Annotated in this window: 8 protein-coding genes; 4 read left to right on the top strand and 4 right to left on the bottom strand. The window is 64.0% G+C overall.

Features of this window, described 5'->3' with window-relative positions; translation table 11 throughout:
- Window position 1 precedes the first annotated feature (1 nt).
- Window positions 2-268: a GntR family transcriptional regulator gene (locus tag BM417_RS50295; protein WP_407656149.1), complete on the top strand. Its 267-nt coding sequence runs from the start codon at window positions 2-4 to the stop codon at window positions 266-268.
- A gap of 149 nt (window positions 269-417) precedes the next feature.
- On the opposite strand, the gene BM417_RS13770 is transcribed toward BM417_RS50295, so the two are convergent.
- The gene (locus tag BM417_RS13770; protein ID WP_143138637.1) at window positions 418-753 is read right to left on the bottom strand and encodes a hypothetical protein; all 336 of its coding nucleotides are present in this window, start codon (window positions 751-753) and stop codon (window positions 418-420) included.
- 203 nt (window positions 754-956) lie between these two features.
- Here BM417_RS13770 and BM417_RS13765 point away from each other — a divergent pair, with 203 nt between their 5' ends.
- From BM417_RS13765 to BM417_RS13755, 3 genes are all read left to right on the top strand, one after another.
- Window positions 957-4,031 carry a hypothetical protein gene (locus BM417_RS13765; RefSeq protein ID WP_093592607.1) on the top strand — a complete coding sequence of 1,025 codons (3,075 nt, stop codon included), beginning with the start codon at window positions 957-959 and terminating at the stop codon, window positions 4,029-4,031.
- An 11-nt stretch (window positions 4,032-4,042) separates the two neighbouring features.
- The gene (locus tag BM417_RS13760; protein ID WP_093592604.1) at window positions 4,043-9,394 is read left to right on the top strand and encodes a DEAD/DEAH box helicase; all 5,352 of its coding nucleotides are present in this window, start codon (window positions 4,043-4,045) and stop codon (window positions 9,392-9,394) included.
- Between the two features lie 323 nt (window positions 9,395-9,717).
- The gene (locus tag BM417_RS13755) at window positions 9,718-10,938 is read left to right on the top strand and encodes a DNA cytosine methyltransferase (RefSeq protein ID WP_177320422.1); all 1,221 of its coding nucleotides are present in this window, start codon (window positions 9,718-9,720) and stop codon (window positions 10,936-10,938) included.
- Here the strand turns inward: BM417_RS13755 and BM417_RS13750 are convergent.
- From BM417_RS13750 to BM417_RS13740, 3 genes are read right to left on the bottom strand one after another with little or no spacing between them, the layout of a single operon-like run.
- A complete protein-coding gene (locus BM417_RS13750; protein ID WP_281251312.1) occupies window positions 10,927-11,925 on the bottom strand; it encodes a PD-(D/E)XK motif protein in 999 nt (332 codons plus the stop codon). The genes BM417_RS13755 and BM417_RS13750 overlap by 12 nt on opposite strands.
- Window positions 11,922-14,204, bottom strand: coding sequence for a Z1 domain-containing protein (locus BM417_RS13745; RefSeq protein WP_093592593.1), 2,283 nt, complete (start codon window positions 14,202-14,204; stop codon window positions 11,922-11,924). The genes BM417_RS13750 and BM417_RS13745 overlap by 4 nt, the downstream gene beginning before the upstream one ends.
- On the bottom strand, window positions 14,204-15,742 hold the full coding sequence (locus BM417_RS13740; protein ID WP_093592591.1) for an ATP-binding protein: 1,539 nt from the start codon (window positions 15,740-15,742) through the stop codon (window positions 14,204-14,206). Before BM417_RS13740 ends, BM417_RS13745 begins: the two co-directional genes overlap by 1 nt.
- Window positions 15,743-15,852 lie beyond the last annotated feature (110 nt).

Below are 15,852 nucleotides of genomic sequence, written 5' to 3'. Positions count from 1 at the left end.
TATGGCCAGTGGACCTGGGCGACCGGCCACATACGCTTCTATTGCGGATGACCTACGCGGCAAGATCGCAACCAGCCAACTTCCTTGCGGTGCAACAGTTCCTTCTACAGGCGATCTGGCCGCTACCTATCGCGTCGCACCAAGCACAGCCCACCGAGCCATCACCCAGCTCGCGCACGAGCGCCTCGTCGTCACCACATCTGGGCATCGCACGATCGTCGCTCCGCGTGCAGTAGCCGATAGCCAGGCGGGAGACGACGCCTCTTGACATGGCGAGCAGCGTCTCGATGATCTTGGTGAGGCCTTCACATAGCGCAGCCCCAGGTTGACCGGCGTCTTCGCCCGCAAAGGCGAGCGTGACCGATACGGCGCAAACCATCCCTTCAACCTGTTGTGGGAGGCGTTCGCAGCAGCGAGTCAACGAGATCGGTTCCTGCACACTGCCGGGTTAAGTCCAGCCGCCGCACGCTCCAATCGAACGCCCCGCTGGGTCGCCGAGGTGAGACCACCGCTACCGCGAACGGAGCGGAAGATCTGACCGTTCGGTCCCTCGAACAGCACCTGCGGGCTCCCGTCGCCCGACCTGGATGCACTCGCGCTGCCGCGCATGAGCTGCGGGCTGGCGATTTCCGCCCACGGCTGCCACCTGCCGTCGCGCACGCTGAGCCGGTACACCTTGTGGTCCAGGCCGTGCATGAACAGCTCAGGCCCGCCGATCTGGTCGAGCACGACCGTCGGCGACGCGAGCGTCATTCCGCCGGCCACCTGTTTCCAGGCGCACCACGACCACCCGAAGACGCAATTGCGGCGGATGTGTACGACGGTCAGCATTCCAAGTGACGCCTGTAACTCGGCCGGGGTGCGTTCCGATGTGTCGACGAGGGCGGACGCGTGACCGCCATCGGTCCCAAGATCGGCTGTGAGCTGGTCGGTATTGGGCCGACGAAGGGAGTCCGGTGGAGACGTCAAGCGCGTGGGAGCGCTATCTGCGCTGGAACACTGCGATCTGCGAGACGGTGTTCACCGAAATGCAGGCCGGTCGGCCGGTCTACCTCGACATGGACGACGGCGTGCTCGCCAAGGTGTCGTCGCGCCTGTCACTGTCACCCGAGGACGCCACCCGTGAGCTGACCGAGGCTGCGCTGTCGACCCTCGTTCTAGACTGCGGACCGACTGATGTCTTTCGGGCGCACCTTCAGCATCTGGCCCGTTGGCGACGATCAGTCGGCCGGTCCGAGAACCAAGGGTCTCAGCTGAAGCCACCGCCAACGGTTGCCCTCCTCGCAGTCTTCACATTGGCCGCCGAGACGATGGGCAGCGACGCCTCGTTTGCCGCCCACGCGTACTACCCACGTCTCGCCTCAGTCCTTAAGGTCGACAACGAGGCGGAGCAGGAGCGTCTCCAGTTCGCCTACAGGTCTGCGGCGGAGCAGCTCTGGCGCGGCCTGAACGACTGGCTCACGTTTGCGGACGGTCGCTATGGCGTCCCGACTGCCTATGCCCTGTCGCACCGCTACGTTGGCCTTCCGCTCTCTCAAGCCCTCATTCGCGCAGCGGACCGGCGGCACCTCACCCAGATGTTCCGTCAGTTCGGCCTCCCGCCAGGTAGCGAGCTACCACCAGCTGACATGGCGCGCATGCTGGATACCTGGATCCAGCAAGTCCCTTGCCCAGCCAGCAAGAACCTTGAGCGGCTGTGGCAGCGAGCCGGTGCTCGAGAGCGGATTGCAGAGATTGCCGCTACGGAGCTGCTCAGTTGGGACAACACTCTTGCGGGCGTGGTGACAGCATCGTCGGGGAGGAAGGCTGGCGACGTCCATCTGATCGCGCAACTGCAGCGCTTCCCTCAGCCCGCCCTGCAACTGTCGTTCCTCGCGACAATGCCAGCAGGCTCGCCGCCGGAGGAACTTAAGGTTCTGAGTGCCGAGGGCGGGCCAACGCTAGACATGCTCCCCCTTGCTGGTGGGTCGGTGCGTCCGCGGTCCGCCGCCGACATCGACTCCAAGTCGATGGCTGAGGGGATGCTTCACGTTGCGGACCCGCGCACTGGCATCGAGGCCAGGCGTCATCCGCGCAGACTGGTCCCGCTCCGGCGGGACGAACAGACCAATGGCTTCGTGGAATGCGAGCGGGTCCAGCTAGGAGAGGACTTCCTTCTCCTCATCAAGGACGAGGGAGCACTACTCAACCAGGTCACCCACCTTCTTAAGAAGGTCGCGCGCCCTGGTTACAAGACGTACAGCTCGATGCGCGGGCTTCCACAGGGCTGGGCACTTACCACGGATCTTCAGGTCCTTGTCGCCCCAGCCTTAGAGCCGAAGCACGCTGACCTAAACGCGCTGGTTCCAGTGATCTCTTCTCAGCTCAGCATCGCCGGTGGGCTGAAGCTGCCTGGCAACCTCCGGAAGTGGTCCAGACTCTGCCCTCCTGAGATCCGCGCCGTGTCGCAGCTCGAAGGAGACCTGCAACTGACGCTGACGCGTACACAACTCGACACTGGCGATGTGAGCGAATGCAAAGAGTGGCGAAGCTCGCGAGGACTCCTGCTCGTCGACCTCGCCGAGCAGGAACTCGAGGATGGTGACTACGAGCTGAAGCTGGACGGTGGCGGCCGGGCGCTTCAGCGATCGGTTCTGCGTCTGCGCTCGTCCAACACCCCAGACCGTTGGAGCTGGGAGACCGCGTCCCGCCTTGCTTACGACCTTCAAACTCCACGCGCAGCAGTCACAGCATGCCGCGTCAACCGCGAGGCCGGGACCGGCGTACGGGGAGCGTTGTCGCCCCGTCCCATGTCCCTGGTTCATGCGGTGGAACCGCACGATATTGGGGCGGTTTGGTGGTCCGCCAGAGCCCGAGCGAAACGCGAAGGTGTGCCGATCGTCATCGCGTCGCCGGACCCGAAGTCATGTGTTGTGACGGGGGCACATCGGATCGAGCTTCCGCCCGCTGTCGGGCGGCCCACTGCTTCGATGACATCCGGCACGTGCACGCAGTGTGGGTTGATTAAACGCTACCCGACCTGGCCACGCCCCAGTCGAAGGCGATCGGAGCGACACGATCTCGAACTTGACCAGTCCCGTTGGCTGTCGAGTATTGCCGAGGCTGAGGTACAACGCATCAGCCGTGACGACGCCCTTGACGCGCTGGTGCACCTGGGGGGCGGCGCAGCATCATCACTCGACCGTGTCGCAACCCAGGTCGACTCGTCGGCCATCGCGGCCGACTCGTTTCGTCGCAGCCTCGAGGCACTTGGCCATGTCGATCTTGCCCGCGACGAACGGATGGAGGTCACTGCGTGGGCGATTGGCCCACCGTGTCTGGCTGAGGCCAGTGACAAAACATTCTTCCTTTCCGGAGCATGGTCTGAGGCGGCGCGATGGAAACTCGAGGTCGCGGTAGATGAGGCGGGCGGCAAGTTTTCCTACGCCAACCGCGAGCAGGGCCCGACAACGTGGTTCGTTGAGGAGCTGACATGCGATCAAGTCAGTGAGATCGCCGATGATCCGGATCTAGGAAGTCTTCTCCCGCAGGGAACAACGCCAGGGGTCGTACCGGAGGCAGCGATGGCGCTGTTGCGGACGTTACCGTCGCTGAGCACGGTCGCGCGGGCACTCCCACGTGTCCCGCTGCCGGGCGCACGGCGGATTGAGCGGTTCGACATCGCCTCTGCGTCATGGGAACCGGTCCAAACAGCTGCATCGCCAGGGGCATACCGGTTGGAGTCTGCGTTTCGCACGCTCTACGTCTTCCGAACTGAGACTGATGTTGAACAGCACGCGGGCGCCATCGGTACCGCTCAGCTCGTGAAACATCTTGAAGCCCGCAGGTTGGGAAGACCGCTCCTGGGCTACTACCCCAGCTCGGAGCGGCTTGCCGTCCCGCTAGGAGCCGACCTGCCTGGCCTCTACGGCCGCGCCGCCGTGCTCAACAGCGGTCGGCTGCCCGGCACCGCCAGCAAGAGCCGGTCACTTGTCTACCACGACGTCCCCGATGCGGTCGCCTCTCGTCTGTACGACCTACTCGCTAGCTGATCTGAGGTTCGATGTCTGCCAGCCCGTCCAGTGTCCACGATGCTATTCGCAGCGCCTACCTGCGGTACTTCGATACTGCATTCTGGCTTCGCGACGAACGGCTGATGGCTGAACGCCGTCAGCTCCTGGAGAGGCCTGGCCGCCTCTTTGCTGATCCGCTCCTCGAGCCGGTGATTCCCTATGACGCCACGGTGCCACTGCTCGAGGTAGCGCGCGAGGTCGGCATCTCAGACGAGGCGGCCGAAATTGTCGGGCAGGCTCTCTTCGGTGCGTTCACGCCGGCGGGTGAACCGATCCGCCTCCGCGCCCATCAAGCGGAGGCAGTCCGTTGTTCGTTGGGTGGCGCGGTCGAGCGTCGCAATGTGGTCGTGACCTCCGGGACAGGCTCAGGCAAGACTGAGAGCTTTCTCCTCCCGCTGTTACTCCGGCTGGTCGAGGAGTCACTGACGTGGGGCAGCGAGCCATCGGCGCACGAGTGGTGGGCGCCTGCCAACGCGAAGCGCTGGCAGCCCTTGCGTACAGAGGGCCGCCCCGCGGCAATGCGAGCGATCGTGCTGTACCCCACGAATGCGCTTGTCGAGGACCAAATCGTCCGTCTCCGGCGAGCTGTGCGCCGTATTGCGCAGCTCCGCCCGGATTCCCAACTCTGGTTCGGCAGGTACACCTCAGCAACGCTGGGGACAGTCACCCAGCCCGCGGGGCCATCGTCCGAGGCGGCGCAGGTCGCCGAACAGCTCCGGGATATCGCCCGTGAGTTCGACGAGATGGAGGCTGCCGGCACCGCAGAGGAGGACCTCGCGCAGTTCTCTGACCCGCGCCGGAACGAGATGCTTGTTCGCTGGGACATACGGGTGACCCCACCCGACATCATGGTGACCAACTACTCGATGCTAAACGCGCTGCTAATGCGCGACGTCGACAGTCCACTGTTCGAACGCACACACAACTGGCTTGATCGGTCGCCCGAGAACGTCCTGACGCTCGTCGTTGACGAGCTTCACCTCTATCGGGGCACGCAGGGCAGTGAGGTCGCGATGATCCTGCGCAGCCTGTTGTCGAGGCTGGGCTTGGAAGCTGACAGTCCGCAGGTGCGCTTCGTGGCCACGAGTGCCTCGCTGGCCGAAGGTGACGACAGCCGCGCCTACCTCGAAACGTTCTTCGGTGCGTCACGCAGCACGTTTCACGTCACCTCTGGTGAGCCCAGAACGCTTGTCGACGCCCCGATTGTTACCCGCCAGCAGGTACACGCGTTGGCCGCCAACAACGACACCTGGGCCGATGGCCCGGCGCTTTCCCAAGCTGTTGCAGCAGCGTGCTATTCCCAGAGCGAGAACCGCTTCAGGGCGACCCCACTCACCGCGCTCGCACGGAACCTGTTCCCAGACGCGGACGGTAGCGCGCAGGACCAGCTCGCCCTGCAGCAGGTTCTGAGCAAGATCGCCGACGCTCCAGCGACGTCCGAGACAATCCCGCTTCGCGCACACCTTTTTGCACGAACGGTACGCGGAATGTGGGCGTGCTCGAACCGAAACTGCCATGACGAGGACGCTCCGCGGGCTGACCGGACAGTTGGCCGACTCCTCGACGTCCCCGCATCGACCTGCGCTGAATGCGGGTCAAGGGTTCTAGACCTTCTCTATTGTTTCGAGTGTGGCGACGTCAGCCTGGGCGGGTTCGTCGTCGACCGCCTCCAGGAGCACGAGGGCACGGGATGGGTTCTCGGCCCGAGCACCGTGGAGATCCCCGCTATGGAGCAGCAGCCGGTGTTCCGCCGCAAGTACGGGGAGTACATGTGGTACTGGCCCGGCGACAAGCCGCTCACTCCGGTTCCCGAGTGGTCCCACCAGCTGCCCTCGAAGAAGGGCACGGCTCGCTTCACCTTCAGTCCTGCCAGCTTCGACGCGAGCACGGGCCTGCTGACACTCGACTCGTTCGACTCCACAACGGGCTGGGTCATGACCGTTCGCGGCATCACAGGCGACAGGAACGTCCCCCCTGCGCTTCCTGAGATATGCCCGAGCTGCGCCCAGCAGGGATACAACGCTGATCTCCAGATCTACTGGCGAGGGACAGTCCGCAGCCCGATCCGGGCCCACACGTCCGGCCTGGCACAGTCAACCCAGGTCTTCCTGTCCCAGCTGGTTAGGTCGATGGGTGACGCACCGTCGGATGGCAAGACCATCGTCTTCACTGACAGCCGGGACGACGCTGCCCGGACTGCCGCCGGCGTGGCGCGGAACCATTATCGAGACCTGATTCGGCAGCTCGTGCGGCAGTCGCTCGATGTGGCTCCTCCGAACCCCGTCGATGTGCTTCGCAAGTCCACGGTGAACCCCAACTCGTTGAGCGACGACGAGCGCCAGGTGTTCGACGAGGTCATGCAACAGAGCCCCCATCTCTACGGTCTCGTCCAGAAACAGCAGTACGTGGCTTTGACCGAAGACGAGCAGCTCCAGCTCGACACCGCAGAGAAGGACACCTCTGGCGCTTCCCGCACCAGCTGGGCAACTCTGCGGGAACGGCTGACGCAGCGCCTCGTTCACACGGGAGTGCCTCCAGCTGGGCCTGGGCCATCGATGGCAACCACGCCAGACGGTTCGCCGTGGTACGCCGCGTTCGCTCCACCGAAGCCGGGCATGTGGAAGACGCTCAGCCCTGGCGACCTAGCTCTTGCCCGGAGCATCTACACCGACCAGCTCAATGTCAGCCTCGCTGAGGCGTTGTTCGACCGTGCTGGGCGGGACATCGAGTCGGCTGGGTTGGGCTACGTCGCCCCGTCCAACGTCCGCACCAGCGGAGCCCCGGTTGACGAAGCGAGAGCACAAGAGATCCTCAGTTCCTGCATCCGCATCCTGGGGACTGCCCGGCGGTACGTAGGTGCGGAGTACGGCGATATGCAACCCACCATTCCGCAGGTGGTCAGGAAGTATCTCGAGAAGGTTGGCAGCCACCTCGGCGTTGACCCCAGGGACCTGGTCCAGTGGGTCAGTGAGGTGCTGACCTTCTCGGTCGCGTCCGGCTGGCTCCTGCAGATCCAGACCGGTACCGCGCCACTCGTCGTCATTCCCGGCGGCAACCGTGTGTGGCGATGCCCCTCATGTTCGTACCGCCACCTTCACCCCTCAGGAGGCGTCTGCGCGAACCGACGTTGTCGGGGCAAAGGTCTGCAGGAAAACACCCTCGAAGCTCTGTCCGACGACTACTACGCATGGCTCTCGCATCGGGAACCCCGTCGACTCGCAGTCGCGGAGCTGACAGGGCAGACCAAACCGCTCGAGGAACAGCGCCGTCGCCAGCGGTGGTTCCGCGGGGTGCTCCTCCGCGAACCAAGGGAGAACCCGTTGACCTGCGGACTCGACGTCCTGAGCGTGACGACAACAATGGAAGTCGGCGTCGACATCGGATCTCTCAAGTCGACTCTTATGGCGAACATGCCGCCTCAGCGGTTCAACTACCAACAGCGGGTTGGACGCGCAGGCCGCGCGGGACAGGCTTTCTCCTACGCGGTAACAATCTGTCGCGACCGGACCCACGATGACTTCTACTTCAACAACACACACCGCATCACAGGGGACGTGCCGCCCCAGCCGTTCCTGGACCTCGACCGGCAGCAGATCGTCCGCCGCGTAGTCGCGGCCGAGCTGCTCCGCAGGGCATTCCTCGACACAGCCAACCCACCAGCATGGACGCCAGGCAGCATCCACGGCTCCTTCGGGCCATCGGCCAGCTGGCCGAGCTACCGCCACGAGGTGGCCGACTGGCTCGCAAGCTCGGCGGACGTCGATGACGTCGTCCGCCGACTGTCGAGCTACACCGGCCTCTCTGCCCACGAGGTGGGCGCCCTCGATGCGTGGGCGAGGTCCGGTCTCGCTCAGGACATCGACTCTGCCGTCGAGCGCACATCAACTCCGCCTGCTGAGCTGAGCGAGCTCCTCGCGACCGCAGGTGTGCTGCCCATGTTTGGGTTCCCCACCAGAGTGCGACCGCTCTACAGCTCACCCGTGCGGCGTCGCTCGGACATGGACGAGGCGGAGCTCTCCGACCGGCCGCTTGACATGGCGGTGTCGTCATTCGCACCTGGCGCTCAGATTGTCCGAGACGGAAGCCTGCATACAGCGGTCGGTTTCGCGGCCTACGAGATCAAGGGGACCCGAGTCGGGCCGAAGGATCCGCTCGGGCCGGCGATGCGCATGGGGCGATGCCTCACGTGCGGAACCCTGGTTGCAAACCCCACGGCCGAGGCATGTGGATCGTGCGGCGAGAACCTCCTGCACTTCGACATGTACCAGCCACTCGGGTTCCGGACGACGTATCGGTCGAGGGACTACAACGATGAGAACGAGTTCGCTCCAGGGGCTGCACTACCGGCCGTCACGATGGCGACCCCGCCAACCAGATCCGAGCAGGTCGGCGGTGCGCGGCTCGAGACGTACGAGCAGGCCCAAGTTGTTCAGGTGAACGATAACCGAGGAGATCTCTTTCCCCTCCGCGAACTGCCTGACGGCTCGGTCGTCGTACCGGAGGACATGCTCTATCCGCCGAAGACCTGGCTCATCCCCGCGGGTACCAACAAGGGGCGTGCAGCGATCGGCGAGATCCGGACAACGGACGTACTGATGGTCGGCCTGACGAAAGTCGACGTTGCCACGGGTGTCATCTCCTCGCTGCCGCAACAGCTCCCGGCTGGCAAAGCTGCTTTTTGGTCTTTCGCCGAGTCGCTTCGTGCTGCGTGTCAGGTGCAGCTTGACGTGGACCCACAGGAGCTGGTCGTCGGCCTCCAGCCGGTCCGACGCCACGAAAGCCCGACATACGACGTCTTTATTGCCGATGCCTTGGAGAACGGGGCCGGCTACGCCTCGGAGATTGGCCACGTCGAGGTCTTCCGAACGCTAATTCAGGACACTCGCCGCGAACTATCGGCACGCTGGGAGAAGGCCGAGCACGGTGCCTGCACGTCGTCCTGCCCAGACTGCCTCCGATCCTATGACAACCGCCGGCTGCACGGAGCACTCGACTGGCGGTTGGCCCTGGACATGCTCGCTCTCGCCGCAGGTGACGCCCTCGCCACCGACCGCTGGTTCGTGCGCGGCCATATGCTGGCACGAGGGTTCGTTTCGACCAACGAGACTGATCTTGCGGCCCACAACGTTGACGGCATACCTGTCGTGCTGAACACCCGCAACGAAAGGGCGGTCGCACTTGGGCATCCGCTCTGGCGGCGAGAGCCCCACCTTCTAAACGAAAAGCAGCACTCCACAGCGGAACATGTGAAGGAACGCCTAGGTGCATCAACTGTTCTGTGGTCAGATCCATATGAGATGGACAGGCTCCCGCTGGCGGTGCTGAGGCGTGTCAGCACGTAGCTCTGTCGTGTGGCCCGTCGAACCTGGACAGGCGAGCCGGTCGGGTACTCATAACTGCCCGACCGGCTTTCGGACCACAGGTCAGCGGGAACTCGGGTCGGACCATGGGCTCATTGGCGTATCGCGCTCACTGGTGTCCGCCGCGATCCCACCACGAACTACCCGCTGCTCTTGAACGCAGTCGTGGGGGGCAGACAGCGCAGACACACTGCTGTGCGAGATGATATTTCAAGGTGGTTCTTGACATGAGTGGCCGCGTGGGTTGAGCTCATACTCCGGCAGCCCAGACAGCGGGGGCATTTGACGTGGAAGGTGGAGCAACGGTGCAGGACGTCCGCGGCTCAGTTCTGTCGCTCTTCACCGGGGCTGGTGGCCTGGATCTTGGTCTCGAAGCCGCGGGGTTCGACACCGTGGCGTGTCTGGAGCTTGACAAGACGTGCCGCGACACGCTGAGGAAGAACCGCAAGACCTGGACCCAGCTGCCGACCAACGACGTCACTGTTGCTGCTAAGGAACTCAAGCCGGAGCACCTGGACCTCGAGGTCGGCGAACTCGACGTGATCGCTGGCGGGCCACCGTGCCAGCCGTTCTCGATGGCCGCGCAATGGGCGAACACCGGGCGGCGCGGCATGGAGGACGACCGCGCCAAGACCGTCATCGCCATGCTGGACCTGGTGGAGTCGTTCCTGCCCAAGGCGCTGTTCATCGAGAACGTGGCCGGGTTCCTGCGCGGCGAAATCTCGGCAGCCCCGTTCATCACCGAGCGACTCACTGAGATCAACAAGAAGCACGGGACCGCGTACCGACTGGACCCGCGTGTGGTAGATGCTTCCCACTACGGCGTTCCGCAGCGACGCAACCGCGTCATCGCGGTGGCGGTCAAAGACGGGCTTCCGTTCAAGTGGCCTGACCCGGAGTACCGCGACAAGCCGATGACAGCATGGGACGCGATCGGACACCTGCGGCAGACCAAGCTTCCTGCCAACCAGGGCACCTGGACCGAACTCTTGGCTTCAATCCCTGAGGGCGGCAACTACCTGCACCTGACCGCACGTGGCGAGGGTGAGGAGCTGTTCGGCTACCGCACTCGTTACTGGTCGTTCCTGCTGAAGCTCGCGAAGGACCAGCCCGCCTGGACCCTGCCCGCAAGCCCAGGGCCCTCAACCGGACCGTTCCACTGGAACAACCGCCCGCTGACTGCCCTCGAATGTCTCCTGCTGCAGACATTCCCAAGAGATTGGAAGCTCGAGGGCAAGCATCGCCAACAGATCAAGCAGGCGGGCAATGCGACGCCGCCGCTGCTAGCCGAAGTTGTTGGCCGCGCGCTCTACACGCACCTGCACGGTGAGCCTTACGACACGGGCGAGCTGGTCTACCTGCCCAAGAAGTCTGACAGGACGCCGCCAAAGCCAGTGCCACCGAAGCCGATCCCTGCTCGATTCAGGGAGATGGTCGGGGACAAGGATGCACACCCCGGTGAGGGCATGGGTCCGTCACCCCGCGAGAAGGCCCTCAACAAAGACGAAGCCCTCTCACTCTTCTGACGAGCCGACCGCGAGCAGCTCCTTCCAGAGTGCGCTCCGTTCGCCGAGCCGTGGTGCGGCCGTGGCCGTGTCGGTGAGGTCCGCGGTGAAGCGGATATTGGACACCCCGACGGGGAACGGTGCGCTGACCTGCGGCACGTCGACAGCTCGGTAGACGCGCAGGTTCTCGCCCGCGGCCTGCATGTCGAACCTGGTGTCGTCTGCCTCAGCGACGCGGGTGCCTACCATCGCCATGACGTGCCTATGTAGCTTCTCCCCCGCTTCGGACGCGCCCGCCAGCCTTACCGCGATCTGCTGGTACAGGTCCAGAACGCTCGCGCCCCTGTCGCTACGGTCGAGCAACAGGCTCGCCACAAGCACCCGGTCCCCAGGTTCGAGCTGCGACGCCGAGAACGCGTGCTTGCGGTCTGCATGCGTCGTAGCCTTCACCTCGACATGACTGCCGTCGTCGGTGAAGTCATAGCGGCTGTCACGGTCTGAGCGCCAGGCCGTGATCGCGTGGACCGGATCAAACGCCTCGTGCAGCAGGAACAACTCCGCCCAGATGCCCGTCATGTCCTTGCCCGCGGCGGAGTCGAAGTTGCGGAACAGCTCGTTGAGCCAAGCAACCTGGTGGTTGAGTTCGTCGGCCCCCTTGTCGCCAACCCGCTCGAGCAGCGATGGCAGCAGCCGCAGGAACCAGTCCTGCACCGCCGGGTCGCGGGTCACACACTCCAGGACGGAGTACGTCGAAGGTTCCTGACCGTCGACAAGTCGAAGTACCCGCTGGTGTCTTAGCCTGATGTTCGCGTAGTGCCTGTCTTGCAACGCCGTTCGTAGTTCGCTCGGCTCCGCGATCACCAGCACAGGGAGTCCTTCGTGCGTCTTGCCGAGCCGGATGGTCTGCCCGACGAGCTGCTCCGTCGCGTAGGACGTCCCCGCCGTGTCCTCTGGCAACGGAAGGCGGTCGAAGACACGGCGCACGTCGGCATAGGTCAGTGTCGTCATGACTGCCTCCGGTAGTTGCGCAGGTCTTCGGGAAGCCAGGCCCCGAGAAGAGGGCATCCCTTGCTCAGGTAGCCCCCCAGGTCGGTCAGGAACTTCCCGTTCTGATCGAGGTTCGGCTCGTGCAGCTGGATGGTCAGAAGGTTGTCACTGAGGTGCGGAAGGCCGTCGCCTCCTGCCCGGAACGCCCGGTCACCGGGGTAGTGAGCCCGCGCGGCAGGGTCCTCCAACTTGTTTGCCCCTTGGAAGAGCTGGTTGACCTCACCCTTCGTGACAGCGCGCCGGTTGCGACCATCCGGCCGCATGTCGACTACGACAGCGCACGCTTGATCATTCTGCTCCGCCAGGGAGGCGACCACGTCCAGCAGGATCACGTCGAGGACATCGTCCTGTCCAAAGAACCGGTAGTTGGTAAGAAAGTCCTCGAGCCGCTTCAGCTGAACATAGGCAAAGCGATGCATTCGCACAGCATTCCGGTCGCTCGGTACCCACCCTTCCTGCCAGTTCGCGACGGACTCGCGGAGATCTTGCACCAGCTTGGCGTTCGCCGCAGCGTCGGCGGCCTGGTCGACGGACGGCACCACTCGCTGAGCTAGCCACTCGTTCGTCGTCGTCTTCAACCGGATCCACTGGCTGGTCCGGCGGCACAGCCGCAGCCCAGGGTCAATCCGGAACACGCGTGGCCACTCCGTCATGGGCTTGCCTGAGTCGATGTGCGCCTGCACCGCACGCCACAACGCGGCTTCGTGTTCCGCGAAAAGCGCGTAGTAGTCGTCGTGAACGACCCGAGGCAGCCAGATACGGCAGTACTTGAAGAAGGGCTTGCGGTAGCCGAAGAACCGCCCGCGCTGCATCAGCACGTCAACCTGGCCCGTTCCCGGTCCGCGCGCCATCCACGTGGTCGTGAGGCCCTGGAACGCGAACCCACGTTGCAGGACGTCTCCACCGACGAAGATCCAGCAGCACGGCTCGTTCCAGTCGACGTCCTCTCCGAACTGGTTCTTCGAGTTGATCACCCGGACCTTGGCGTCTCCCAGACGATGGTGGAGCGGCAGCATCAGATCCTGTGGCCTCACTCCTTCTACCAGCGTGGTCGTGCTCAACGTCTGCAATGACTGGGCGACCTCGGCGTAAAACTCATGGGCCAGGTGGCTGTCCGGACGATCCAAAGCGGCCGTAACGTACTCGCGTAGCCGGCTTCGAACCTTCTGAACCCAAGCTTCTGCCAGGTTGTGCGACGGCATCTGCCGTTCTGGGTGCACGAGCATGCTCCGCGACTTAGGCGTGCCGTCGCCGGTCATCTCCTCCAGCGCAGCGCTCACGAAGAAGTAGCGCATGGCCTCGACCAGTGACTCAGGCGGCTCGCTCGACCTGTCCGCCACCGCGTCAACGTCCGACTGCGGGATCTCCTGCCAGTACGGACCGTTCTCTGGAAAGAAGTCCGCCGCGCCGCAGTACCCGTCGCCCGGCGGGAGAAGCTCGCAGTAGTCAGGCGAGAGCTGCTCGGTCAGCTCGGCGAGCAGGTTGGCCTGCGGCGTAGCGGTGTACTGGACGAACGCTTGCCTGCAGAAAAACTCCTTCAGCCGGAGAATGGCCTTGAACGTCGGTGTCGGCTCAGCCTCCTTGCCGCTGCTTCGAGCCTTTGCGGAGTTGTCGAGGCTGGCCTCGTCCGCCTCGTCGTCGATGATGAGGGTCGGCTGGTGCGCGAGCTTCTCTCGCAGGTCTGACCGTTCGAGCAACGTCGCGAGGCGGTCGATTCCCTCGCTAGCGTCCGAGTTGTCGCGGGTGCGCTTCAAGATCGTCACCACGAGCGTCCTTGGTGCGAAAGGAGAGAACGCCGTGCGCAGCGCATTTTCGAAGTCGAGCTCACCCGTCCCTGGCTCGAAGTTGAACACCATCCAGCTGCGGTCACCGCGCGACAGCTTCGAGACCACCTGACGGTATGTCTGGTCCTTCAGAATGTTCTTCGTTCCGGAAAGCACGATGACCATGCGATACCCGTTGTCACTGGCGAGCGCCGAAAGTGCCAGGAACGAGTTCGTCTTGCCGGACTGGACCTTGCCGATGACGAGGCCCGTGGAGATCCCGTCTATCTCCGGAGGAGAACTCTGGCCGAGAACCTTCGGCGTGAAACGGCGGAGCCCTTCGATCGCCGGCTCCGGTAGGTTCGCGGCTTCCAGGAAGCGCGCAAAGTTCGGCCCATCGACCTTCGGGCCCCACTTCCAAAGCTCGTGGTGCACATCATAGGGGTTGTTGCCGTCCTCGACCAAGGTCTCCACCATCAGCTCCTAATGCCGAGGCTGCCGGACATCAGCTGGTTCAGCGTGTGCAACACGTACATCGAGTTCTTCACCCCGTGGTCCCTCGCAGTCACGATCGTGAGCGCGACTCCAGCAGCGACGCGAAGCACCGACTCGGTCTCGACGGCGTCACGACCGCTGAAGTTGCGCATGAACGCACTGCTGACGTTCACCTCCACCACCAGCCGTTTGGGCGCGGGGTCAACAGTCTTTGGGATCTCCGTCAACGAGATCCACTCATCTCCCTGATCCGTGAGACGAAGCACGATCTCCCAGGAGGTCCCGTTCGCCATCGTTTGGTAAACCCGCTCGTCAACGGGTGCAGCAATCGGCTGAGGAACAGTTACCAAGGTTGGTTCAGCCATCGGTGGCGCCACCGGCCCGGGGCCATCCGAATCCTCGATGCGTTCGGGCAGGTCTTGCTCCACCGCCTTGGCGAACGCCGAGTCCATCGCGTTCATGGCCTTCTTGGCCGCCTGTAGCTGCTGCGAGGTCGCCTTGCGGGCGCGGTATCCCTCAGCTTGGCGAAGAAGAGGAAGCGGCTCGGCATCGAGTTCCTCCCTGAGCCTGCTAATCAGCTCCTCCTCGGAGGCCTGCCAAACGAACCCATTCTTGCTGTAGGTGACCTTGACGTCGTCAAGGTGCAGCTCGCCGAATACACGCTGGCTGCGGAAGGAGTTACCCGCGCCGAAGATCTCGGACGGGCGCCATGGGTCGTCGTCAAGGCCCGTGATCACGCGGTTCTGCCTGAACAAGCTGAATCCGGCCCCCGCGGTACGACCGACCTTGCTCAGCGCCGCGAATCCTCGGACGTGCTCGCCGCTGCTGAGCGTGAAGTCGATCTCCTTGCGCCATTCCTTGGCTTCGGCGCCATCCCGATAGTAGGGCTCGACCAGCACCTCGGGCTCTTCGTAGGTCAGGGTCTCGCCGTCGTAACTCAGCACCAAGGCCCCGCTGCGGATGAAGTGGCGGTAGATGGCGCGCAGGTGGTCTCTGACCTTGCCGTGGGTTTTGGTACGGATCGGGTTGCGCAGGTTAGACATGACGATGGAAGTCCGGTGGTCCTCCGCCGGCGCAGGACGTTCGACGACCTCCAGGTCCTGCAGACCATTGGCGATGATGGCAGGAAAGTCGAACTCTACGGTGCGTTCGACCGGCTCGCCGATGGCAGTCGTGGTAATGCGTACGCGACCGGCGAACCACGCGGCCGCGCTCTTCATACCCATCCCATACACGGACAGGCCACTCCGGTCGGGAGGTGGAGTACCCACCTCGAAGGCCTGCATGAACCGGTGCGACGGGATGCCACCCGCATCGTCCGTGACAGTGATCGTGCCGCCATCCCCACCTGTCCTCCTGATGGAGACGTGAAGCGGTCCCCTGCGCCCATGCGCGTGCCAGAGGTCGAGTGCACTCTGGATCGAGTTGTCGACGAACTCGGCCAGGGCAAACCACTGCTTGTAGTCGACCGCTTCGAAGACACCGAACACTCCGACCTGCGGACGAATAGGTACACGCACGCTGGAATTACCCCTTCACTAGCGATCAGAACACATCTACCTGATGCCGCGCCTTATGCAGGACGCCTCCGATATCGCTGTGGCATCCCCCGACGCCACTTGTATCGTAC

The organism is Lentzea waywayandensis, assembly GCF_900115955.1.
In the GTDB taxonomy this organism is placed as follows: domain Bacteria; phylum Actinomycetota; class Actinomycetes; order Mycobacteriales; family Pseudonocardiaceae; genus Lentzea; species Lentzea waywayandensis.
Note: the sequence above shows the minus strand (reverse complement) of the source record. Positions and strands in the feature narration are given on the sequence as shown.

Bases quoted from the DNA above. Each gene is read 5' to 3' on its own strand.
- BM417_RS50295 (WP_407656149.1), top strand. From the start codon at position 2: ATGGCCAGTGGACCTGGGCGACCGGCCACATACGCTTCTATTGCGGAT.
- BM417_RS13770 (WP_143138637.1), bottom strand. From the start codon at position 753: ATGACGCTCGCGTCGCCGACGGTCGTGCTCGACCAGATCGGCGGGCCT.
- BM417_RS13760 (WP_093592604.1), top strand. From the start codon at position 4,043: ATGTCTGCCAGCCCGTCCAGTGTCCACGATGCTATTCGCAGCGCCTAC.
- BM417_RS13750 (WP_281251312.1), bottom strand. From the start codon at position 11,925: ATGACGACACTGACCTATGCCGACGTGCGCCGTGTCTTCGACCGCCTT.
- BM417_RS13745 (WP_093592593.1), bottom strand. From the start codon at position 14,204: ATGGTGGAGACCTTGGTCGAGGACGGCAACAACCCCTATGATGTGCAC.